This window comes from Thiobacillus thioparus DSM 505, from assembly GCF_000373385.1.
Classification (GTDB): domain Bacteria; phylum Pseudomonadota; class Gammaproteobacteria; order Burkholderiales; family Thiobacillaceae; genus Thiobacillus; species Thiobacillus thioparus.
This window is the reverse complement of the sequence record NZ_KB891316.1, coordinates 1-21,934: the sequence shown is the minus strand read 5'-3', so window position 1 is coordinate 21,934 and position 21,934 is coordinate 1. Positions and strand designations below refer to the sequence as shown.

Annotated in this window: 22 protein-coding genes, 1 tRNA gene and 1 rRNA gene; 18 read left to right on the top strand and 6 right to left on the bottom strand. The window is 59.2% G+C overall.

The window, feature by feature from the left end; all coding sequences use genetic code 11:
* Positions 1–2: 2 nt before the first annotated feature.
* The 14 genes from B058_RS0100120 (at position 3) to galE (ending at position 13,745) form a co-directional block, all read left to right on the top strand.
* Complete coding sequence (locus tag B058_RS0100120) at positions 3–1,112, top strand: glycosyltransferase family 4 protein (protein ID WP_018506422.1); 1,110 nt, start codon at positions 3–5, stop codon at positions 1,110–1,112.
* 43 nt (positions 1,113–1,155) lie between these two features.
* A complete protein-coding gene (locus B058_RS0100115) occupies positions 1,156–1,785 on the top strand; it encodes a class I SAM-dependent methyltransferase (RefSeq protein ID WP_018506421.1) in 630 nt (209 codons plus the stop codon).
* A 25-nt stretch (positions 1,786–1,810) separates the two neighbouring features.
* Entirely contained in the window at positions 1,811–3,046 is a 1,236-nt protein-coding gene (locus B058_RS17355) for a glycosyltransferase family 4 protein (protein ID WP_081616689.1), read from the top strand.
* A complete protein-coding gene (locus B058_RS0100105; RefSeq protein ID WP_081616688.1) occupies positions 3,033–3,731 on the top strand; it encodes a class I SAM-dependent methyltransferase in 699 nt (232 codons plus the stop codon). The genes B058_RS17355 and B058_RS0100105 overlap by 14 nt, the downstream gene beginning before the upstream one ends.
* Positions 3,732–3,733: 2 nt before the next feature.
* The gene (locus B058_RS0100100; protein WP_018506418.1) at positions 3,734–4,912 is read left to right on the top strand and encodes a glycosyltransferase; all 1,179 of its coding nucleotides are present in this window, start codon (positions 3,734–3,736) and stop codon (positions 4,910–4,912) included.
* A 25-nt stretch (positions 4,913–4,937) separates the two neighbouring features.
* Positions 4,938–6,044, top strand: a complete 1,107-nt coding sequence (locus B058_RS0100095) for a glycosyltransferase family 4 protein (protein ID WP_169335068.1) — start codon at positions 4,938–4,940, stop codon at positions 6,042–6,044.
* A complete protein-coding gene (gene wecB, locus B058_RS0100090) occupies positions 6,041–7,138 on the top strand; it encodes a non-hydrolyzing UDP-N-acetylglucosamine 2-epimerase (RefSeq protein ID WP_018506416.1) in 1,098 nt (365 codons plus the stop codon). Before B058_RS0100095 ends, wecB begins: the two co-directional genes overlap by 4 nt.
* 3 nt (positions 7,139–7,141) lie before the next feature.
* Complete coding sequence (locus B058_RS0100085; protein ID WP_018506415.1) at positions 7,142–7,891, top strand: WecB/TagA/CpsF family glycosyltransferase; 750 nt, start codon at positions 7,142–7,144, stop codon at positions 7,889–7,891.
* A gap of 72 nt (positions 7,892–7,963) precedes the next feature.
* Positions 7,964–9,247 (top strand): nucleotide sugar dehydrogenase, encoded by a 1,284-nt coding sequence (locus B058_RS0100080; protein ID WP_018506414.1) that lies wholly within the window; start codon positions 7,964–7,966, stop codon positions 9,245–9,247.
* 20 nt (positions 9,248–9,267) lie between these two features.
* Positions 9,268–10,335, top strand: coding sequence for a dTDP-glucose 4,6-dehydratase (gene rfbB / locus B058_RS0100075; protein ID WP_018506413.1), 1,068 nt, complete (start codon positions 9,268–9,270; stop codon positions 10,333–10,335).
* Positions 10,332–11,213 carry a glucose-1-phosphate thymidylyltransferase RfbA gene (gene rfbA, locus B058_RS0100070; protein WP_018506412.1) on the top strand — a complete coding sequence of 294 codons (882 nt, stop codon included), beginning with the start codon at positions 10,332–10,334 and terminating at the stop codon, positions 11,211–11,213. The genes rfbB and rfbA overlap by 4 nt, the downstream gene beginning before the upstream one ends.
* 72 nt (positions 11,214–11,285) lie before the next feature.
* Positions 11,286–11,828 carry a dTDP-4-dehydrorhamnose 3,5-epimerase gene (rfbC, locus tag B058_RS0100065; protein WP_026240498.1) on the top strand — a complete coding sequence of 181 codons (543 nt, stop codon included), beginning with the start codon at positions 11,286–11,288 and terminating at the stop codon, positions 11,826–11,828.
* Entirely contained in the window at positions 11,825–12,712 is an 888-nt protein-coding gene (rfbD, locus tag B058_RS0100060; protein ID WP_018506410.1) for a dTDP-4-dehydrorhamnose reductase, read from the top strand. The genes rfbC and rfbD overlap by 4 nt, the downstream gene beginning before the upstream one ends.
* A gap of 22 nt (positions 12,713–12,734) precedes the next feature.
* On the top strand, positions 12,735–13,745 hold the full coding sequence (gene galE / locus B058_RS0100055; protein ID WP_018506409.1) for a UDP-glucose 4-epimerase GalE: 1,011 nt from the start codon (positions 12,735–12,737) through the stop codon (positions 13,743–13,745).
* A gap of 88 nt (positions 13,746–13,833) precedes the next feature.
* Here the strand turns inward: galE and B058_RS0100050 are convergent, their stop codons facing one another.
* A complete protein-coding gene (locus tag B058_RS0100050) occupies positions 13,834–14,448 on the bottom strand; it encodes a rhomboid family intramembrane serine protease (protein ID WP_245539222.1) in 615 nt (204 codons plus the stop codon).
* A gap of 9 nt (positions 14,449–14,457) precedes the next feature.
* On the bottom strand, positions 14,458–16,149 hold the full coding sequence (gene recJ / locus B058_RS0100045) for a single-stranded-DNA-specific exonuclease RecJ (protein ID WP_018506407.1): 1,692 nt from the start codon (positions 16,147–16,149) through the stop codon (positions 14,458–14,460).
* Positions 16,150–16,251: 102 nt separating this feature from the next.
* On the opposite strand from recJ, the gene B058_RS0100040 reads away from it, so the two are divergent.
* Both B058_RS0100040 and B058_RS0100035 read left to right on the top strand, forming a co-directional pair.
* A complete protein-coding gene (locus B058_RS0100040) occupies positions 16,252–17,712 on the top strand; it encodes a 2Fe-2S iron-sulfur cluster-binding protein (RefSeq protein ID WP_040723028.1) in 1,461 nt (486 codons plus the stop codon).
* Entirely contained in the window at positions 17,713–18,162 is a 450-nt protein-coding gene (locus tag B058_RS0100035) for a hypothetical protein (RefSeq protein WP_018506405.1), read from the top strand.
* On the opposite strand, the gene B058_RS0100030 is transcribed toward B058_RS0100035, so the two are convergent.
* The 4 genes from B058_RS0100030 to B058_RS0100015 all read right to left on the bottom strand — a co-directional run bounded on the left by B058_RS0100030 (position 18,144) and on the right by B058_RS0100015 (position 21,204).
* Positions 18,144–18,419, bottom strand: a complete 276-nt coding sequence (locus tag B058_RS0100030; RefSeq protein WP_018506404.1) for a hypothetical protein — start codon at positions 18,417–18,419, stop codon at positions 18,144–18,146. The genes B058_RS0100035 and B058_RS0100030 overlap by 19 nt on opposite strands.
* A gap of 52 nt (positions 18,420–18,471) precedes the next feature.
* Complete coding sequence (locus tag B058_RS0100025) at positions 18,472–19,380, bottom strand: EF-hand domain-containing protein (RefSeq protein WP_018506403.1); 909 nt, start codon at positions 19,378–19,380, stop codon at positions 18,472–18,474.
* The gene (locus B058_RS0100020; protein ID WP_018506402.1) at positions 19,380–19,952 is read right to left on the bottom strand and encodes a LemA family protein; all 573 of its coding nucleotides are present in this window, start codon (positions 19,950–19,952) and stop codon (positions 19,380–19,382) included. The genes B058_RS0100025 and B058_RS0100020 overlap by 1 nt, the downstream gene beginning before the upstream one ends.
* A 64-nt stretch (positions 19,953–20,016) precedes the next feature.
* Positions 20,017–21,204: an iron-containing alcohol dehydrogenase gene (locus B058_RS0100015; RefSeq protein WP_026240497.1), complete on the bottom strand. Its 1,188-nt coding sequence runs from the start codon at positions 21,202–21,204 to the stop codon at positions 20,017–20,019.
* Positions 21,205–21,480: 276 nt separating this feature from the next.
* Here B058_RS0100015 and B058_RS0100010 point away from each other — a divergent pair.
* Together B058_RS0100010 and B058_RS0100005 are read left to right on the top strand one after the other, a co-directional pair.
* Positions 21,481–21,557: transfer RNA gene (locus tag B058_RS0100010), tRNA-Met, on the top strand.
* A gap of 265 nt (positions 21,558–21,822) precedes the next feature.
* Positions 21,823–21,934 (top strand): 16S ribosomal RNA (locus B058_RS0100005); the annotation flags it as partial.

The following is a 21,934-nucleotide window of genomic DNA, read 5'->3' as shown; positions in this document are numbered from 1 at the left end:
CGATGGGACACTCGGTATTACTGGTGCCGCACGGTTTCCAGCCCAGCTACGAAAAAGGGTTCGCCAATGGTTTGGCTCGGAACGGCCTTGAAGTAGAACTAATTGGTTCAGATCGCACGCCTGTTTCGGATATCGATAGCTCGGTGAAAGTATTCAACCTGCGCCGCAGCCAAAACCCAAACCGATCCAAGCTTAAGAAAGTCCAGAATCTTCTGAGCTACCTGGTGAAGCTGGGACGCCATCTGTTATTGAGCAAGGCTCAGGTTGTGCACCTCAATGGCATGTTGCTTGGGGGTACGGGGTGGGCCGCCCTAATAGAGTGTCATATCTACAAACTGGTTGCCAGAAAATTTTTCCTAACCGTTCATAATCTTCTTCCGCACGATAACGAATCAGAGGAAAAAAAGGCGGAATTGAAAAGACTCTATGCTGTGCCGCACAAGCTCGTTGTCCATACTGAGAAAATGAAACGCGCGCTCATAGAAGAATACGAAGTGGCGCCCGAGCGAGTTGTGGTCATGCACCATGGGGTAGACGAGATACCCAAAATCGTCAGCGCCCCCGAGCCCGAAGTCGCGCTTAGAGTTTTGATATTTGGTGGGGTATTGCCATACAAAGGCGTCGACATTTTTCTGAAAGCGTTGGTCCACTGCAGTGCTTTCCCCATTGTCGCCAAGATTGTCGGTGAATCAAGGAATGCACAGTACGCAAAAGAAATCAGAGGCTTGATTGACAAAGTTTCCCTGCCTCACCGTGTCGAATGGGTTCAAGGCTTTGTTCCAGAGGACGATGTCCAAGGCTACTTCGAGTCTGCCGATGTTGTCGTACTTCCATACAGGCACATCGACCAAAGCGGTGTGTTGTTCACGGCATACCGATTTGGTGTGCCCGTTGTTGCTTTCGATGTGGGTGCGTTCAAGGAATACCTGCCACCGTATGCTGGGTTTCTTGTGGCTGGAAAGTCACCAGAAGCGCTCGCAGAGGCACTTGAAAGATTTTATACGTCACGTTTGGAATACAGTCGAGACGCAATCCGGAATTTCGCGGACTCATATTCATGGGAAAAAACAGTTCGTACGCTCATACCGCATTACATGGAACAAATAATTTGACGGCAGGGCCGGTCCTGCTGGTACCAACTGATTGGGAGATGGGATGGAAAAAAATTACGAGGCGCTGAATCTGACTCAGCCGGAAAGCGAACACGATCCTTTCACGGAAGATCGCTACCGCCAGTTTTACAAATTTCTACCCACAGGTACACGCAGCGTGCTCGATATCGGTTGCAACACGGGCAGAGGGGGCAGTGTGCTTAAGGATCTAGATAACAACCTTCTTATTTATGGCTTAGATGCCGTCCGTGATCGACTGGATCGCCTGCCTAAAGATGTTTACGAGCAAGGCGTGCATGGCTATTCCACCAAGATCCCGAACGAGGACGGTACCTATGACGCGGTGGTGGCAGGGGAATTCATCGAACATCTCTATCAGACGGATATCGATCAGACTTTGGGGGAAATTTTTAGAGTCCTGAAAATTGGTGGTCGCTTAATGCTGACTACACCTAATCCGTATGACTTAAAGAGAAAATGGCGCGGGCATTCGATTCTTGGAGGCGCTCATGTTTCGCAACATTTCCCGGACACATTGAGAATCAAGCTGAGGATGAGTGGATTTAGTAATGTCAAGATTTACGGCAGCGGAAAAGTCAGTCGCTATCTTGGGATGCGCTTTCCGATGTTATCCATATACGGAAGCTACCTTGCAATTGCGGATAAGAAATGAGCTATGCGCTAGATATGGTTAATGTATGAAGATTTTGTTATCAGCGTTTGGTTGTGTACCCAACTCAGGCAGTGAAGGTGGCGTAGGCTGGCGCTGGGCAATTGAATTGTGCCGCGCACATGAAGTGGTGATGGTCACTGATGTTACTAGGCGTGGTGCGATTGAAGATGAGTTGGAACAAAATCCGCAACCAAATTTGCGGGTCGTTTATTTTCGGCCTTGGTGGCTCTGTTCGATTCCACTGAATTCAACTACTGCGCAACTACTCTACTCTGCTTGGCAGTTTGCTTTGCTTCCATTTGCAAGAAATCTACATCGTTCACAACATTTTGATTTGGCAATGCATCTAACTTACGGTGTATTTCGCCATCCTTCTTTTTTGGGGTATCTCGGTATCCCATTCATTTTTGGCCCACTGGGTGGGGGAGAAGATGCTCCACTTAAGCTTAAGCGCTCAATTCTTGGGCGTGAGAAGTTGAAGGAATATTTACGCACGCTTATTAACAAAGTGGTTTTGTTAGACCCTTTTCTTTGGGTGGCCTATGCGAAAGCAACACTGATTTTGGTTAAGACAGAGGACACCCGCCAAGCTTTGCCATGGCCATTTCGCAAACGTGCCATTGTCTACGCAGAAATCGGGATTGATCCTATACGGGGCATTATTCCGACTGTCCGACAGGGCGATGAACCACTGCGAGTTCTGTTTGTTGGGCGCCTGCTTGGTTGGAAGGGGGCCCATTTGGCTATACGCGCTGTCGCCGAAGCTTTGAGTCGCGGTGTGGCTATAGACTTCACGCTGGTAGGCAGGGGTCCTTACGAGGATGAATTAAAACGTGTCGCCAAAGTAGTCGGAATATTAGATCGAATTCATTGGGTGAGCTACATCCCCCAAAAAGAATTATTTCCTCTATATCGACAGATGCATTGTTTCTTATTTCCAAGCCTACATGATTCAAGTGGAAACGTAGTGCTGGAGGCACAAGCAAACGGCCTACCTGTGATATGTCTTGATATAGGTGGACCGGTTACATTGGTGTCCGACGAAACGGCCATAATTGTCCCCACTCAAGGTCTTGATGAGGTTGAACTTGTCAATCTACTTGCGGACGCTCTTGGACAAATGGCCGCCAATGAAGGACGTAGAAATTTGATGTGTCAGCGTGCGCTAGCAAGCGTCGACGAAACCATGACCTGGGAAGGTCGCGTGAAGGGGGTTTTTCAGCTTCTGGAAAACAAGGGGGTGACAAGTGGCACTATCTGATAAATACGATCAATTTTATAGAACCGATGGTCAAGCGCAGAGGATCAACGACTACCCAATCCTGAAGTGGCCGCGTAATCGTGTGGAGGCGATAGTCGCGGTGGAAGGGACAGGAGAATCAATCATGGATATTGGCTGTGGCGACGGCAGCCTGCTTTACCAATTCCGCAACCGCTATAGCCATCTGATTGGCCTGGAGTATTCGGCCGAGCGTTTGCGCCAGGCCGAGGCAAACTTGGCAGCGTTGAAGTTCACGCCTGTGCAAGGCTCGGCTGAAGACATGTCTCAGCTGGTTGACAACAGTGTGGATCGCATCATCACGGCGGATGTGATCGAGCACATCCCAGATGTCTATGCCGCCTCGCATGAGATGTTTCGCGTCTTGAAGCCAGGCGGGTGGCTGGTCATCAACACGCCCAACATTGCGTTCATCAAGAAGCGACTGGTTCTGGCGCTGGGCAGATTTCCTTCCACGTCACAGCCCAATGAGGGACTGGGGAGCGATGTGCTGTTCGATGGCGGTCATCTGCACTATTTCACTTATCGTTCGTTGCGCCTGGTGCTGGAGCGCGCCGGATTCCAGATGGTTCGCCCGATGGGGTTTGGTCGCTTTGGTGTTTTCCATAACCTGAAGCCTTCGTTGACGAGTGGCGGAGTACAGTGGGTGGCGAAGAAGCCCGCGTAGGAATGGAAGCGTTGCGCATTTTGTTTGTCCACAACGCCTACCAGCAGCGGGGTGGCGAAGACTCGGTGGTGGACGACGAGATCCAGCTGTTGCGCGACCACGGATATGAGGTGGAACTGTACCGGCGCGAAAACCATGACATCGAATCCATGGGCAAGCTGGCGGTGGCACGGGATACCTTGTGGTCTGCACGAACCATGCGTGACGTCGAGGCCGTCCTGAGCCGATTTCGACCGGATGTGGTCCACAGCCACAATACTTTTCCGCTGATTTCGCCTTCGCTTTACTGGGCAGCGGCCAGACGTCATGTGCCTGTCGTGCAGACCTTGCATAATTTCCGCCTGCTTTGTCCGCAGGCGATGCTTTTACGCGAGGGCAAGGTGTGCGAGGACTGCGTGGGAAAGGTGCCCTGGCGCGGTGCGGCGCGGGGCTGTTATCGGGGGTCGTTGCCGCAATCGGCCGCGCTGGCCTCAATGCTTATGTTGCATCGCGGGATGGGGACTTATACAAGCAAGGTGACGTGCTACATTGCGCTGAACGATTTTTGCCGTGACGTGTTCGTGCGTGGGGGATTGCCTGCCGGCCGCCTGCGCGTCAAACCGAATTTCGTAGCGGACCCGGGTTTGGATTCAACTGCGCGCGCGGGGTTTTTATATGTCGGGCGCTTGTCTGCCGAGAAAGGCATCGCCACGTTGGCCGCTGCGCTGGCCACTTTGCCTGACGTGCAGTGTGAGGTGATCGGGACAGGTCCTGAAGAGGGGGCGATCGATTCGCTGGCGAACGTAAAAATGGCAGGCTGGCAGCAAGGCCCCTATATTGTCGAGCGGATGAAATCCAGCTTGGCTTTGGTGATGCCCAGTCTGTGGTATGAGAATTTTCCGCGCACCCTGGTTGAGGCGTTTGCCTGTGGGCTACCTGTTATTGCCAGTCGGCTGGGGGCGATGGCTGCATTGATACGGGATGGTGAAACCGGCTTGTTGTTCAACCCAGGCGATGCGAGCGACTTGGCAGAAAAACTGGCCTGGGCGCGGGCGCATCCGGATGCGATTCGTGGTATGGGCGAGGCAGCGCGCAAGGAATACGAATCAAAATACACGCCACGGCGGAACCTGGAAATATTGCGGGCTATTTATCGCGATGCCATGGCAGAAGCGACGGCAGATGAACCTGACAACGCATAATGAACAGGGACGCAACATGAAGCGGGTGCTTTTCATCACCGATCGGGTGATGCACTACCAGAAGGAAACCTACAAGGCGCTGGAAAAGCAGTTGCAGGCACAGGACATCGAGCTTTGGTTGTTGTCAGGGCAGGATGCCAGACGCGCAGTGGGGCGGGTCGGAATCAAGGAGCCTGTGGTGTTGAACGAGGCCAAGTACGATTTCCGAGAATACCGGTTTGGCACCTATACCTTTCGCCGCTATTTCGATGTTGTTAAAAAAATTGCCGAGATCAGGCCGGATGTTGTGATCAATGCAGCCCATTCGGGAAACTGGTCGCACTGGAAGATTAGTGCGCAGAAAGATCAGCTGGGCTTCAAATTGGTGTCCTGGTTGTGTGGCTACGAGTTCCACCCCGGCAAACTGAAAAGTTTTTTGCTCGATCGTTTTATTCCACGCTACGACTATCACCTCGCTTACCACTCCAACGCACGCGATTACGCCATGAGCCACGGCGCGCGTGCGGATCAGGTGACGGTGATGCATAACACGATTAACGAGGAAAAGATTACAACCCTGCCCAAGACCGAGGCACGCGCATTAGTGGTCGGCAAGCATCCCGAAATCGGCGACCGCAAGATCATCTTGTTTGTGGGCGCGGTGCTGGCGGAAAAGCGTATCGAGGTGATCTTGCAGGCGCTCGACCGGATGCAGCGCAAGGATGCGGTGCTGGTGCTGGTGGGCGATGGCGAGCATCTGCCTGTGATCCGACACTTATGTGCGGGGCGCGACGATGTGGTGCTGACGGGGTCGATTGTGGAAGGCGTGGGGCCGTATTTCGATGCGGCCGAACTCTATGTGCTGCCGGGTACCGGCGGGCTGGGGATCAATGAGGCGATGGCGCATCGCCTGCCGATCGTGTCGGGGTTTGCCGATGGCAGCGCGGACGACTTGGTGGTGGACGGAGAAAACGGTTTTCGTCTGCGTGAGGACACGCCCGAAGAACTGGCAGAGAAAATGGCAACGATTCTGGATTCGCCGGAATTGGCCGCCCGCATGGGCGAACGCTCGCGCGAAATGATTACCGGCAAGTTCGCCTTCCGTGAATTTATCAACCGCATTGTGACTGAACTGGCGAGGCTGGCCCAATGAAAACGCTCTACCTGGTGGCGGGTGCACGACCCAATTTCATGAAGATCGCGCCGATCGTGCGAGCGCTGGAATCCCACGGCGGCCTGCGATACAAGATCATCCATACCGGCCAGCACTACGACCGCGAGATGAACGAAGTGTTCTTCGAGGAATTGGGTATTCCGGCACCGGATGTGTTCATGGGGGCGGGCGGCGGCTCGCACGCGGAGCAGACGGCGAAGATCATGCTGGGCTTCGAGCAATTGTGTCTGGCCGAGCGACCGGATGCAGTGCTGGTGGTGGGCGATGTGAATTCGACTATCGCCTGTTCGATCGTGGCGAAGAAGATGCACATTCCGGTGGCGCATGTGGAAGCGGGCCTGCGCAGCGGCGACATGGCGATGCCGGAAGAGATCAACCGCATCGTCACCGATTCGATCTCGGACTGGTTCTTCGTCACCGAACCTGCCGGGGTGGACAACCTACTGCGCGAAGGCAAGGCCAGGGAGAAGATCCATTTCGTGGGCCATGTGATGGTGGATAACCTTCTCTACCAGCATGACAAGCTTCAGCAGGTGGATATGAGTGTATTTCCTACGGCAGGCTACAAGGCGGGACAGCCGCGTTATGGCGTAGTGACCTTGCACCGGCCGTCCAATGTCGACCATGCGGAGACGTTCACTGGTATCGGCCAGTCGCTACGTGAGATCAGCGAGACCCTGCCGTTGATCTTCCCGGTACACCCCCGCACCCGTGCCAATCTGGACAAATTCGGCATTGACCTGGGCGACCGCGTGACGCTGACCGGCCCGTTGGCCTATATGGAATTTCTCCATCTGTGGAAGGACGCGGAGGTGGTGATGACCGACAGCGGGGGGTTGCAGGAGGAAACCACCGCTTTGGGCGTGCCTTGCTTCACCCTGCGCGAAAATACCGAGCGGCCGGTGACGGTCGAAGAAGGGACCAATGTGCTGGTAGGCACGCGGCCCGAGAATATCCTGGCTGCATTTGCGGGCCTCGGTGAGGCGAAAACGGGACGTCGACCGGAACTGTGGGACGGCAGGGCGGCCGAGCGGATCGTGGCGATCCTCGCAACTGATCTGTCGAAGGTTTAAGAAATGTTGTTCAAGCGAACTGTCGGCTCTGTGCTCGGCGCCCAGATTGACGCGCTGACGTGGGACGTAGCGATTAGTCGCCTGCTCGGCTGGGCGCATGCGCGCGAAAGTCGCTATGTGACGATCTGCAATGTGCATGTGGTGGTGAGCGCATGGCGTGATGCGACCTACCGTGAGGTGATCAACGGATCGGACATGGCGACGCCTGACGGCGCCCCTGTGGCGTGGATGCTGAGGCAACAGGGATTTGCCGGGCAGTCGCGCATCAGCGGACCGGATCTGATGTGGGTATTGTGCGAGCGCGCGGCGAATGAAGGCGTGCCGATCTATTGCTACGGCAGCACCGAGGCAACGTTGGGGTTGCTGAAAGGGCGCTTGCCGGCGGCATTTCCCGATTTGCAGATGACGATGGAATCGCCGCCGTTTCGCGCACTGACGACGGAAGAGGATGCCGCAGCAGTAGCCCGGATCAATGACAGCGGCGCAGGCATCGTGTTCGTCGGGCTCGGCTGCCCCAAGCAGGAACGTTGGATGGCCGAGCATCGGGGGCGCGTCAATGCGGTGATGATCGGGGTAGGGGCAGCCTTTGATTTCCATGCCGGTACGGTGCAGCGCGCCCCGGCATGGATGCGCGACAACGGTCTGGAATGGCTGCACCGTCTGGTATCGGAGCCGAGGCGATTGTGGAAACGTTATCTGGTGACGAATACCTTGTTCATCCTGGGCGCGGCGCAGCAGCTATTGAGGAAGTGAGTTCAGTATTCAGGGCATGTGCCGGGACAGGGAGCCTGACGCAAGTTCTAACAATTGTATTGGGGAGCGATCATGACGGTTGTTGCTGTTGTCGGCCTGGGTTACGTCGGCTTGCCTTTGGCGGTCGAATTCGGCAAGAAAATCGAGACGATCGGTTTCGATCTGTCGGAGTCAAAAATCGCCAGCTACAAGAACTATTGCGACCCCACCGGGGAAGTCAGCACGGAAGACCTGAAGGCGGCAACCCACTTGAGCGTCAGCACCGACCCCAGCACGATTTCCAGGGCCGACTTCATCATCATCGCCGTACCCACGCCGGTCGACGAAGCCCACATTCCCGATTTCTCTCCGCTGGTCGGCTCTTCCACAACGGTCGGCAAGCACATGAAGAAGGGCGCTACCGTGGTCTATGAATCCACGGTCTATCCTGGCGCGACCGAAGAAGTCTGCATCCCGTTGCTGGAAAAGCACTCGGGCATGACATGGAAGCAGGACTTCCATGTCGGCTATTCGCCCGAGCGGGTCAATCCGGGCGACAGGGAACGCACCATCACCAAGATCGTGAAGGTCGTCTCCGGCGATGACGGTCCCACCTCCCAAGCGGTCGCCGAACTGTATGCCTCGGTCATTACCGCCGGTGTGCATCGCGCCAGTTCGATCAAGGTCGCCGAGGCTGCCAAGGTGATCGAGAATACCCAGCGCGACCTCAATATCGCCCTGATGAACGAGCTTGCGCTGATTTTCGACCGCCTTGGCATCGATACCCTGGAGGTTCTGCAAGCGGCGGGTACCAAATGGAATTTCCTGCCGTTCCGCCCCGGGCTGGTCGGAGGTCATTGCATCGGCGTCGATCCTTATTACCTGACCCACAAGGCCGAGATGCTGGGCTACCATCCGCAAGTGATTCTTGCCGGCCGCAAGATCAACGATGGCATGGCAGCCTATGTGGCGCAGCAGACCGTCAAAGGCATGATCAACAACGGCGGCACGGTGAAGGGCGCAAAAGTCATCGTGCTAGGGCTCACCTTCAAGGAAAATTGTCCCGATCTGCGCAATTCCAAGGTGGCCGATCTGGTAAAGGAATTAAAGGATTTCGGCTGTGACGTTGCCGTTCACGACCCCATTGCCGAATCGCAGGAGGCCGAGCATGAATATGGCATCCGCCTGACCCCCTGGGAGCAATTGCCCGGCAATGCCGATGCCATCGTTGCCGCAGTGTCGCACGCGGAGTATTTGGCCATGCCCTTGGCTGATCTGACTTCCGGGCTGCGCAAGGGTGGGATTTTTACCGATGTAAAGTCAGCCTATGATCAGGCAGCCATCAAGGCGGCCGGGTTTAATGTCTGGCGTTTGTAGACTGTTATTGGGAAATTAATGTGATCTTGGTTACAGGCGGTGCCGGCTTCATCGGTGCGAACTTCATTCTGGACTGGCTGCGGGTCAACGATGAGCCGGTCGTCAATCTCGACAAGCTCACGTATGCGGGCAATCTAGAGAATCTGGCCAGCCTGAAAGGCGATCCGCGCCATGTCTTCGTGCAGGGCGACATCGGTGATCGCGCGCTGGTCGGCCAACTGCTTGCCAGCCATCGCCCGCGCGCGATCGTCAACTTCGCTGCCGAGTCGCACGTCGACCGCTCGATCCACGGGCCGGAGGATTTCATTCAGACCAACGTGGTGGGCACCTTCCATTTGCTGGAAGAGGCGCGCGCTCACTGGATGGGGCTGCCGGAAGATGAAAAGGTTGCGTTCCGCTTCCTGCACGTATCCACCGACGAGGTCTACGGTTCGCTGGGGCCGGACGATGCGCCGTTCACCGAGACGACGCCGTTTGCGCCCAACAGCCCGTATTCGGCCAGCAAGGCGTCGTCCGACCATCTGGTGCGGGCGTATCACCACACCTATGGCTTGCCGGTGCTGACGACCAATTGTTCGAACAATTACGGCCCCTATCAGTTCCCTGAAAAGCTGATCCCGCTGATGATCCTCAATGCCACGCACGGCAAGCCGTTGCCGATCTACGGCGACGGCATGAATGTGCGCGACTGGCTGTACGTCACCGACCACTGTTCGGCGATCCGCACCGTGCTGGCGCAAGGCAAGACGGGCGAGACCTACAACGTGGGCGGCTGGAACGAGATGCCGAACATCGAGATCGTGAAAACGGTGTGCGCGCTGCTCGACGAAATGCGTCCCGACCCGGCCGGGCCCTATTCACGCCTGCTCACCTATGTGAAGGACCGCCCCGGCCATGACCGGCGCTACGCCATCGACGCCAGCAAGATCCATCGCGAACTGGGCTGGAAGCCGGCCGAGACCTTCGAGACGGGCATCCGCAAGACAGTACGCTGGTATCTGGACAACATGGCGTGGGTGGAGCATGTGGCGAGCGGCGAATACCGCAAATGGGTCGATACCAACTACGCAGAAAGAAGCGCTCAATGAATCGCAAAGGAATCATCCTCGCCGGTGGCTCCGGCACCCGTCTGTATCCGGCGACGCTGGCCGTGTCCAAGCAGCTGCTGCCGATTTACGACAAGCCGATGATCTATTACCCGCTCACTACGCTGATGCAGGCAGGGATTCGGGACATCCTGGTCATTTCGACGCCTCAGGATACGCCTCGCTTCGAGCAGTTGCTGGGCGACGGCAGCCAGTGGGGAGTCAATTTGCAGTATGCGGTACAGCCTAATCCGGAAGGACTTGCCCAGGCGTTCATCATCGGTGCGGATTTTGTGGGGAATAGCCCCAGCGCGCTGGTACTGGGCGACAATATTTTTTATGGCCATGACATGGCGAAAGACCTGTGCGCGGCGAGCGAGCGGGAAACCGGCGCTACGGTGTTTGCTTATCGCGTGCACGACCCGGAACGTTATGGCGTTGTGGACTTCGATGCCACAGGAAAAGCGGTCAGTCTGGAAGAAAAACCCGCTCGGCCCAAATCGCATTACGCAGTCACCGGGCTTTATTTCTATGACAAGCAGGTGGTCGACATTGCCCGCAACCTGAAGCCCTCGCCGCGCGGCGAACTGGAGATCACCGACGTCAACCGGCACTATCTTGACGCGGGCGAGCTCGAAGTGTCGATCATGGGGCGTGGTCATGCCTGGCTCGATACGGGCACCCACGAATCGATGCTCGAGGCTTCTCTGTTCATCGAGACGATCGAGAAACGCCAGGGCCTGAAGATCGCCTGTCCGGAAGAAATTGCCTATCGACAGGGATATATCACGGCCGAGCAAGTGGAGAAATTGGCCGCGCCCATGCGGAAGAATGGGTATGGGCAATATTTGCTGAATATGTTGAATGAACGGATTTTTTGAAATGGTGAGTAGGGAGCGGTGAGCAGTAAGCTGAAATCGCTCACCACTCACCACTCACCGCCCCCTCCAAAAATGAACGTAATCGAAACTTCCCTCCCCGGTGTCCTTATCCTTGAACCCAAGGTGTTCGGCGATGCGCGTGGCTTCTTCCTGGAAAGCTGGAACAAACAGACGTTTGCGAAATGCGGCCTCGAAGCGGATTTCGTGCAGGACAACCATTCGCGTTCAGCCAGGGGCGTATTGCGCGGATTGCATTACCAGGTCAACGAGCCGCAGGGAAAACTGGTACGCGTGGTGAGTGGCTCGGTCTTCGACGTGGCAGTGGATCTGCGCAAATCCTCGCCGCATTTCGGACAATGGGTCGGCTACGAGCTCTCGGCTGAAAACCAGCGCATGATGTGGATCCCGCCAGGGTTCGCACATGGTTTCCTGGTGTTGTCCGATAGCGCAGATTTCCTCTACAAGACCACCACGTACTACGCCCCGCAGTGGGATCGAGGCATCCGCTGGGACGATCCACAGATCGGGGTGGCATGGCCGCTCGAAGGGACGCCTGTGCTGTCCGCCAAGGACCGGGTTCAACCTTTGCTCAAGGATGCGGAGGTCTACGCATGACCACCGTTCGACGCATCCTGCTGACAGGGGCTCGTGGCCAGGTCGGCTGGGAACTGCGGCGCACGCTGAGTTGCCTGGGCGAGGTGGTTGCACTGGACTCCCGGTCCATGAATCTGGCCGATGCCGATGCGGTACGCCAGACGGTACGCGAAATGGCACCGAACATCATCGTCAACCCGGCTGCCTATACCGCCGTGGACAAGGCCGAGAGCGAGCCGGAACTAGCGCATGCGGTGAACGCCGTTGCGCCGGGCGTTTTGGCTGAGGAGGCGGCCAGGCTGGGTGCGCTGCTGGTGCATTACTCCACCGACTATGTGTTCAACGGCAGCGGCAGCACGCCCTGGAAAGAGGACGGCGCCTGCGATCCTCTCAATGTGTATGGCGCGACCAAGCTGGCAGGCGAACGCGCCATTCAGGCCACTGGCTGTCGCCATCTCATTTTCCGCACATCCTGGGTGTACGGTGCGCGTGGCAGCAACTTTCTGCTGACCATGCGCCGCCTGATGCGCGAGCGACCGGAACTGAAGATCGTCGCCGACCAGATTGGCGCGCCGACCTGGTGCCGCGATCTGGCCGAGGCCACGGCCTTGGTCTTGAGTCAGGTCGCAGCCCCGGCAAGCAGGTTCGATGAAGGAGCCCCCTGGGGGGTGTATCACATGACCAATGCCGGCGAGACCTCGTGGCACGGGTTCGCCAAGGCGATCCAGACGCACGATGACGCGGGTGCCCGCTTGCTTCCCATCCCCAGTAGCGACTATCCGACCCCGGCGAGACGACCGCTCAATTCGCGATTGAACAACGATAAACTGAAACAGACATTCGGTATAAGCCTTCAGGACTGGCATGCGGCGCTGGCGCTGTGTCTGGAGGCTGACAGCAAGTGATAAGGCTACGAGGGAGGCGCGTGTGAATGTGTTGTTGACCGGCGGTGCGGGCTATATCGGCTCGCATACCGCAGTGGAATGCCTGGCGGCAGGACATGAGGTGACGGTGTTCGACAATCTGTCGAACAGCAGCGTGAAATCGCTGGAACGGGTGGCGCAGATCGCCGACCGGCCGGTGACATTTGTGCAGGGCGACATCCGCGACCGTGCAGCGCTGCGCGCGCTGTTCGCCGGGCACCACATCGATGCGGTGGTGCATTTCGCTGGACTGAAAGCGGTGGGCGAGTCGGTGGAAAAACCGCTCCTGTATTACGACAACAACATCGCTGGCAGCATCGCGCTGTTCGAGGAAATGGCAGCGGCCGGCGTGAAGGCGGTGGTGTTCTCGTCGTCCGCCACGGTGTACGGCGATCCGGCGACGGTGCCGATTACCGAGGATTTTCCGCTGTCGGCGACCAACCCCTACGGCCGCTCCAAGCTGGTCATCGAAGAGATGCTGCGCGATATCGCGCTGAGTGATCCGGGCTGGAACGTTGCGCTGCTGCGCTATTTCAATCCGGTGGGCGCGCATGAATCGGGATTGATCGGCGAAGACCCGCGCGGCATTCCCAACAACCTGATGCCCTTTGTTGCGCAGGTGGCGGTAGGACGGCGCCCGCATCTCAACGTGTTCGGTGGCGACTATCCGACGCCGGACGGCACCGGCGTGCGCGACTATATCCATGTGGTCGACCTGGCGCGCGGGCATGTGGCGGCGCTGAACAAATTGCTGCAACTGGGCGGGGTGCAGACCTGGAACCTGGGCACCGGTCGCGGGGTGAGCGTGCTCGACATGGTGCGTGCGTTCGAGGCGGCCAGCGGCAAACCGGTGCCGTACCGGATCGTGGCGCGCCGTGCCGGTGACGTGGCGCAATGCTGGGCCGATCCGGCCCGCGCGGCGCGCGAGCTGGGCTGGCGGGCCGAATACGATCTGTCGCGTATGTGTGCCGATGCCTGGCGCTGGCAAGCGGGCAATCCCGAGGGCTATGCCTGAGGTGCAGGACGCAAGTTGCAAGATTCAAGAGGAGTGAGCGGCCTTCCGCCAAGCCACGGCCGCCTTGAGTCTTGTAACTCGAGCCGGATCAGCGCTTGCCGAACACCCCGCGTCCGCGGAAATACTGCACCCCAAGCCAACCGCCGAACAACCCGCCGAGGTGGGCGAAGTGGGCGACGCCCGCATCGGTGCTGGTGAGGCCGAGAACAAGCTCGACGATTCCATAGCCCAGCACGAACGTGCGCGCGGGAATGCGGATGAAGGGCAGGAAAATAAGGGTGATGACGTTGCGGGGGAAGTACATCGCATAGGCCAGCAGGAGGCCGAACACGCCGCCCGAGGCGCCGATGACGGGGCTGCTGCTGTGCAGGAAGTAGCCGGAGACGGCGATCTGCGTCATCGCGGCCACGACGACGCTGAGCAGATAGGTCAGCAGGTAGCGCAGGTCGTTCCAGCGCCTTTCCAGTTCGGCGCCGAACATCCACACGGCGAACATGTTGAATCCCAGATGCGTAAGCGAGCCGTGCAGGAAGCTGTAGGTGACCAGTTGCCACAGATGGAACGCGCCGCCCGAACCCGGCGGCCACAGGCCGAAGATGCGGATGATCTCGGGCCCGGTGACGAGTTCGAGCACATAGACGAGAACATTCAGCAGGATGAGGGCAAGTGTGATCGGCGGCATGAGCGCAGTTTCAAGTTGCAAGGGAAATCATCAGACAGGCTCCCAGTGTTGCAGTTTGAGTTGCAATGACTGCTGGCCATTGAATTCGTTCGGCATGAGTGCGTAGACGGCGCGGATGCGGTCGGGCAGCGGGTCGGCCTGGAAGAACCGCATGGCGTCGAACGAGGTCTCCCCGCACGCCAGCTTGAGTTTCAGGTGTTTCTCGCCGACGACGCGCTGCGCCACGACATCGAAGGTGGCGGTGAACAGCGGCGCGGGGAAGCCTTGCCCCCAGACCGCATGGTCGAACTGTTCGGCGAGCTCGTAGCGGTGCTCGGCGATGTCCAGTTCGCCGTCGGTTTCGATCATGCCTTCCAGATCCGCCGGGTCGATCAGTTCGCGCACCACGGCTTCGAACGCCTTGCCGAATTCTGTGTGGCGCCCGGCGGGAATGCTGAGCCCGGCGGCCATGGCGTGGCCGCCGAATTTGACGATCAGGCCGGGGTGGCGCTTGTAGACCAGGTCGAGCGCGTCGCGCAGATGCAGGCCGGGGATGGAGCGGCCCGAGCCCTTGAGTTCGCCGCTGTCGCTAGACGCGAAGACGATGGTGGGGCGGTGGAACTTGTCCTTCAGGCGCGACGCCAGGATGCCTATCACGCCGACGTGCCAGTCGGGCTGATACGCGGTGAGGCTGTGGCTGTCGTCGGGATTGAAGGTGGCGAGAATGGCGAGCGCCTCCTCCAGCATGTCGGCCTCGACGTCGCGCCGCGCGCGGTTGAGCGTGTCGAGCTGCTGCGCCAGCCGCTGCGCGGGGGTGGGGTCGTCGGCCAGCAGGCATTCGATGCCGAGCGCCATGTCGTCGATGCGGCCGGCGGCGTTCAGCCGCGGACCGAGCATGAAGCCGAGGTCGAACACGGTGGCGCGCGCAGGCTCGCGCCCGGCGGCGCGGAACAACGCGTTGACGCCGGCGTTGGCCTTGCCCGCGCGCACCCGCGCGAGCCCCTGGGCGACCAGGGTGCGGTTGTTGGCGTCGAGCTTGACGACGTCGGCAATCGTGCCGAGCGCGACCAGGTCGAGCAGGGTGCGCAGATCCGGTTCGGGCGTGTCGACGTAGACGCCGCGCTGGCGCAGTTCGGCACGCAGCGCCAGCAGCACGTAGAACATCACGCCGACCCCGGCCAGATTCTTCGACGCGAAGCCGCAGCCCGGCTGGTTGGGGTTGACGATGCAGGCGGCGTCCGGCAGCGCGTCGCCGGGCAGGTGATGGTCGGTGACCAGCACCGGGATGCCAAGCGCGTTCGCCGCCGCCACGCCGTCGACCGCGGCAATGCCGTTGTCCACCGTCACCAGCAGGTCGGGCTGTCGTGCGGCGGCGAGCTTCACAATGTCAGGGGTGAGGCCGTAGCCGTGTTCGAGCCGATTGGGCACGATGAAATCGACCTGCGCGCCGAGCAGGCGCAGGCCGCGCACCCCGACCGCGCAGGCTGTGGCGCCGTCGGCGTCGTAGTCGGCGATGATGAGCAGGCGCTTGTGGTCGCGAATGGCGTCGGCCAGCAGCGCAGCCGCGCGGTCGATGTGCAGCAGGCCGGCCGGCGGCAGCAGCTGCGGCAGGCGGTGCGCGACTTCGTCTGGATGGTTGACGCCGCGGGCGGCATACAACCGCGCCCAGGCGGGCGCGAGCCCGGCCTGCTCGAGGGCGGCGCGGGCGTCGGCGGGACACGAACGGATGGTGATGGAAGGCATGACGGGATTGTATTGTCAGACGGGGTGGCCGGGCGAATCAGGGATTCAGAATCTGGTGAAGTGCCGATTCTGTCCGCCGCGGACACGGAGTACCATCGTGCCATGAGCCATTTACTTCCGCTTTCCCGTGTGGCCAAGCTGGTTGGCCAGCCGCGTCATGCGCTGCAGGAGATGATTCGCGGCGGTGTGCTGGCGACCTTTGACGGCATGGTCGAGCTCGACGAGTTGCTGCGCGTGTTTCCCGAGGTGAAGTGGGACGACGATGCCGAATTTCGCCGGGTCCAGGAAATCAAGGACAAGGCGTTTGCCAAGCGGGTGCTGGAGCGTGCGCTGCCCGACAAGGATGTGCTGGTGGCGCGTCTGAACGCGCTGGGCAACGACTATGCGGCAGCCAAGGCCTTGCTGCTGCATTATGGCAACGTGATGACCTGGCTCGACGAGAAAATCGACGAAATCGAAGAAGACCAAAGCGCGGAAACGCGCCACGCCCTGCATACCGTGCGCGCATTTCTGCTGCGCAATCTGGCCGAGGTTCCGCCGGATGCGGTGCAGGCGCAGGCGACGATTGCGCAGGAAAGGATATTCAAAATCATGTCAGCCCATGTGACCATCCAGCCCAGCGGCCACGAATTCGACGTGGAGGGCAACGATACCCTGTTGGAAGCTGCACTGCGCAATGGCGTGTCGCTGAATTACGGCTGCAGCAACGGCAATTGCGGCGACTGCAAGGCGCGTGTGCTGTCGGGCGAGGTGACGAAGGTCCATGCGCACGACTATGTCCTGAGAGAAGCCGAAAAAGATGCCGGAATGATCCTGCTGTGCGCCTATGCGCCGGTCAACGATGTGGTGATCGAAGCCAATGTGGCGGGCGCGCGCGATATTCCGGTGCAGCAACTGACCGCCAAGGTGAAGTCGATCGAGGTGTTCAATCCGCACATGGCCGCGCTGCATATTCTCGCACCGCGCAGCCAGCGCCTGCGCTATCTCGGCGGCCAGAGCGTCGACGTGTCGATCGACGGGGTGAAGGGGCGCTATGCCATTGCCAGTTGCCCGTGCGAGGATCGTCACATCGAGATCCAGATCCCGCGCAGGGCGGACGATGCGTTTGTCGAGAGCGTGTTTGGCAGCTTGAAGGCCAATGACGTGGTGAAGGTGGAAGGGCCCTTCGGCGAATTCGTGCTGGACGAGGACTCGCCGCGTCCGGTGATTTTCCTCGCTTTCGGCGCGGGCTTCGCGCCGATCAAGAGCCTGATCCAGCATGCCATGTCGCTGGAACTGGCCGAGTCGATGGATCTGCACTGGCTGGCCGACGAGGCCGGGCATTATCAGGACAACCTGTGCCGCGCCTGGACCGATGCGCTGGATAATTTCAACTATCTGCCGCATGCGCCGACCGACGACCTGGAGGCCGTGCTGCAACGCATTGTGACGGATTACCCGGATCTGCATCGCTTCGACGTGTATGCAGCGGGGACCGCGACGCAGCTCGAACAGGCGCACCGGCATTTCGTGGCGGAAGGTTTGCACGAGGCGCGTTGGTTTTCTGGCGTGCTGGATACCTGAATGCGCCGCTCCCTGCGCTATCTGTGGCCGTTTCCGGTCACTCTGTTGGGCGTGCTGATTGCGCTCGCCGCTCGGAGTAGTGGAGGCGCCATGCGGCAGGTGGAGGGTGTGCTGGAAACCGCGGGCGGCTGGCCGGCATGGGTGTTGCGGCGCGGCTTTCCGTTCAGCGGACCGGTCGCGGCAATCACGTTGGGACACGTCGTGCTGGGCGTGTCATCGAGTGCCCTGGCTGCGACGCGTGTGCACGAGCGTGCGCATGTCAGGCAATTTGAACGTTGGGGTGTTTTGCTGCTGGTGCTGTATCCGCTGGCAGGGTTGCTTGCGTGGTTGCGCGGCGGCAACCCCTATCGCGACAATCCGTTCGAGCGCGAGGCGCAGATAGCGGAAGCCGCAGACCGGGGCGTATCGGGGCAATCCCGGCTGGCCGGGAATCAGTCGACGGGGCGGTGAGACGCTTCGCCTGGGTCGCCGGTGTCGGGGTCGATCCAGTCGGAAATGCCGATCTCTTCTTCGGCCTCTTCTACCGTTTCGCCAGGCTCGTAGTCGCTGTCGGCGTTGTATTCCATATCCTGTATGGCTTCCAGCAGGCTGGCGAAGGGACCGTATTCCTCGCCGGTCATGGCATCGATCCAGTAGCACCCATCTGGCCGCTCGATGATGCGGGTGTGGTCGTATTCAGCAGGGGTCTCGGGTATGGCAGGTTTCATGATGCGTCCTCCGTGCCTTGACTATAGGGCGGGAAGCCGGGCAGGGCAAGCGTCAGACTGCGCGCCCGAGCAGTGCCAGGCCGATCAGGGCGGCCATCGTCAGCACCAGGTGCAGCCAGCTCCATAGCCGAAAATGCCGCACCAGCGCGGTGACCTCGCGGTTGGCGATCAGGAAGGGGCGGCCATGCGGCGGTTTGCGCACAAGATGAATGCCGTCTTTCAAGCGGATATCGAGATGAGCCCGGTCGACTTCGTCGGATGCGGTCTGGCGCGCACGCTCCCACTCGTCGAGGCTGATTTCGCCGTCGCGGTCGGCGTCGAAACGCGCCAGCAAGGCGGTCTTGTCGGCCTTCCATTCGGCCAGCAGCGTAGCGAGATCGGCCTTCTTGTCGAGCACGGCATTGGGGCCGCCCAGGGTTACGTGGTCGCCGATCACGTAAATGGTGTCACCTTCGATCAGCGTCCATTCTGTTTTGCGATAATCGCCCGAGGTCGAGACCTGTTTGCGCGAAGTAAGAATTTCCGCGCCGTCGGGATCGATCAGTATGCTGCCGCTGCCGTCGTTCACGCCGAATGTGTCATGCGATATCGCGGATTCGACGTATTCCCAGCGGTCGCCGTTTTTGCGCTCGATGCGGTAGCGGTACCACAGGCAGGGCAGGCCGTTGACCGGGCTGATCAGGTTGTCGCCCGGCGGCTGGCTGCCGCGTCCGACGAGTTCGATGTAGCCTTGCGGGGCCGAGGCGATGCGCGAGGTTGGCGTATCCGCCACGGTGCGATAGCGCTTGAGGTTGGCAAACCACGCCCAGAAACTGGTCAGCCCGACCAACGCAAAACTGATTTGCCAGCCTAGATGTGAATGCAGCTGGAAGCCAAGCAGCAGAATGGCCAGATTACCGCCGCCCAGCGCGAAATTGGCGTAGTCATGCCGCCATTCGGCCGTCCAGCGTACCGGGAGCATCAGCGGTCGAAGAGCTGCTTCAGGTCGACGTCTTTCTTTTCCTCGGCAGCAAAGCGCAGCAGCGGAAACTGACGGAAGGCGAACAGACGCGCCACGAGGGTGTCGGGAAACTGCTCCACCCGCACGTTGTTGACGTTGACTGAATCGTTGTAGAACTCGCGGCGGTCGGCAATCGCGTTTTCCAGCCCGGTAATACGCGCCTGCAGATGCAGGAAGGTTTCGTTGGTCTTCAGATCGGGATAGGCCTCGGCGACCGCGAACAGATTGCCGAGTCCCACGCGCAATGCGCCTTCGGCCTGGCCCAATGCGGGGATGTTCTGCGATTCCCGTGCGCTCGCAACCTGGCTGCGCGCGTGCATCACTTTTTCAAGCGTCTCCTGTTCGAATTGCATGTATTGCTCGCAGGTTTCGACCAGCTTCGGCAATTCATCATGGCGCTGCTTGAGCAGGATGTCGATATTCGACCAGGCCTTGCCGACGTTATGCTTCAGCGTGACAAGCTGGTTGAAGATGAACACGCCATAGACTGCCGGAAGTGCGAGTACGATGAAGAAAAGCAGGAGGCCGGGCATGGTTGCGTTCCAGATGACGGGGTCGCAGAAATAGCGGACGACAACCGTTTAACTTGAGCGGGCGTCAGATGCGTGCGGCGAGAATGCCCGCGATCTCAGCGTCGGTGAGCGCAATCGGATTGGTTTTCATGCTGCTGCCGCGGCTGTTGGCCACGATGCGCGGAATATCGGCGGGCGTCACTCCGTACTGCGCCAGGGATGGAAGCTGAAGTTCGCGTGTCCAGGCGTCGAGCGTATCGATCAGGGCGGTGTGCGACGCAGTCTGGTTCAGTTGGCCCTGCTTGCCCAGCAGGCGCCCTACCTGTGCATATTTTTCCAGTACAGCGTGATCCGCTTCGCGTGCCTGCAGCGCGTCGATATTGACGCGTGTGGCCTGCGCTACCAGTGTGCCGCACGCGACGCCGTGCGGAATCGGAAAGAATGCTCCCAATGGCGCGGCCAGCCCGTGCACCGAGCCGAGGCCGACCTGCGCCAGCGTGATGCCCGACACCAGCGCCGCGTAGGCCATGCGATTGCGCGCCGCCGCATCGCCGGCATCGGCATACAAGGCCAGCAAGCCGTCGCGGGCGGCCTTCATGCCGCCCCAGGCAAGCGAATCGGTCAAGGGCGCGGCGCGGCAGGAAACATAGGACTCCAGCAACTGGGTGAAGGCATCCATCCCGTTCGCCGCAATCACGGAGGAAGGGCAGGTGGCGAGGAGATCGGGGTCGACCAGTGCGACTTCGGCCACTAGTTTTTCGTCGCGGAAGGATTTCTTGAAACCATCCGCGCCCTGCACGCTTAATACGGCGTTCTTGGTCGCCTCCGAGCCAGTGCCAGCGGTGGTCGGTACGGCAATGAACGGTGTGGCCGGACCGGCGTACGCGAGTTCGGGCCCCACGCCTTCCAGATGGTCCATCACCGAGTTGCCGGGCTTGAGCAGACCGGCAATCGCCTTGGCCGCATCCAGCGCGCTGCCGCCGCCGAGGCCGATGACCACGTCAATGGATTCCGGGCGTAAGGCGCGCACGGCCTCATCCACCATCAGCGGAGAAGGTTCGCCCGGAACAGCCAGATGCAACCAGGAAACCCCTTGTGCCTTTAGCCCGTCCGTCACGGTTGCCCAGAATGGCGAGTTCTTCAGCGAACCCGCGCCGGTCACCAGTAAAGCACGTGTGCCGTAGGTGCGGGCAATGGCCGGCAACTTGCCGAGCACGCCGGGACCGAACTCGATGCGCGGCAGGCGCGACAGGGAAAAAGCGGAAATGTGCACAAGCGGACTTTCTATCGGCAGCGACGTTGAATGGTAGCGAGTTTCCCGACGCATTGTCTGCTCAATAAGTGTGCATGATTTCCGGCTGTTTCGCGCTGTCCGCCGTTATCGCCATTTTGGCCGGGATGGCAGGATTCATTCAATCGATTGAAAACATTGGAGATGTTGCTAATGAAGTTCGATGAGCTTTGCTATAGAGCCCGCAAGTGTTGACGGCGCCAAGCTCGCTTTGCTATAGTTCCGCTTCTCGATTGACGCGGTTTCATTTGCGACAGGCGCGGGGTGGAGCAGTCTGGCAGCTCGTCGGGCTCATAACCCGAAGGTCGTAGGTTCAAATCCTGCCCCCGCAACCATTTCGAAAATAAGTGTTGACGTTTTATGTGATCTACGTAGAATGCGCACCTCTCGAAACAGCAACGCAGCGAAAGCGAAGTCAGTAAGAGATTGATCTTTAACAATTTACAGCCGATAGGTGTGGGTGTTGTTGCGGTAGTTGGGCTGACTTTGGTTGGTCTGACAACTAGCATAAATGCTCACACTTGAATGAAGCGTCGTTATTAATTTAGCGTCGCGAGTTTGAGTTGAGCGACTGAAGTATTAGTAGTAATTGCAGAGATTGAACTGAAGAGTTTGATCCTGGCTCAGATTGAACGCTGGCGGAATGCTTTACACATGCAAGTCGAACGGCAGCACGGGAGCTTGCTCCTGGTGGCGAGTGGCGAACGGGTGA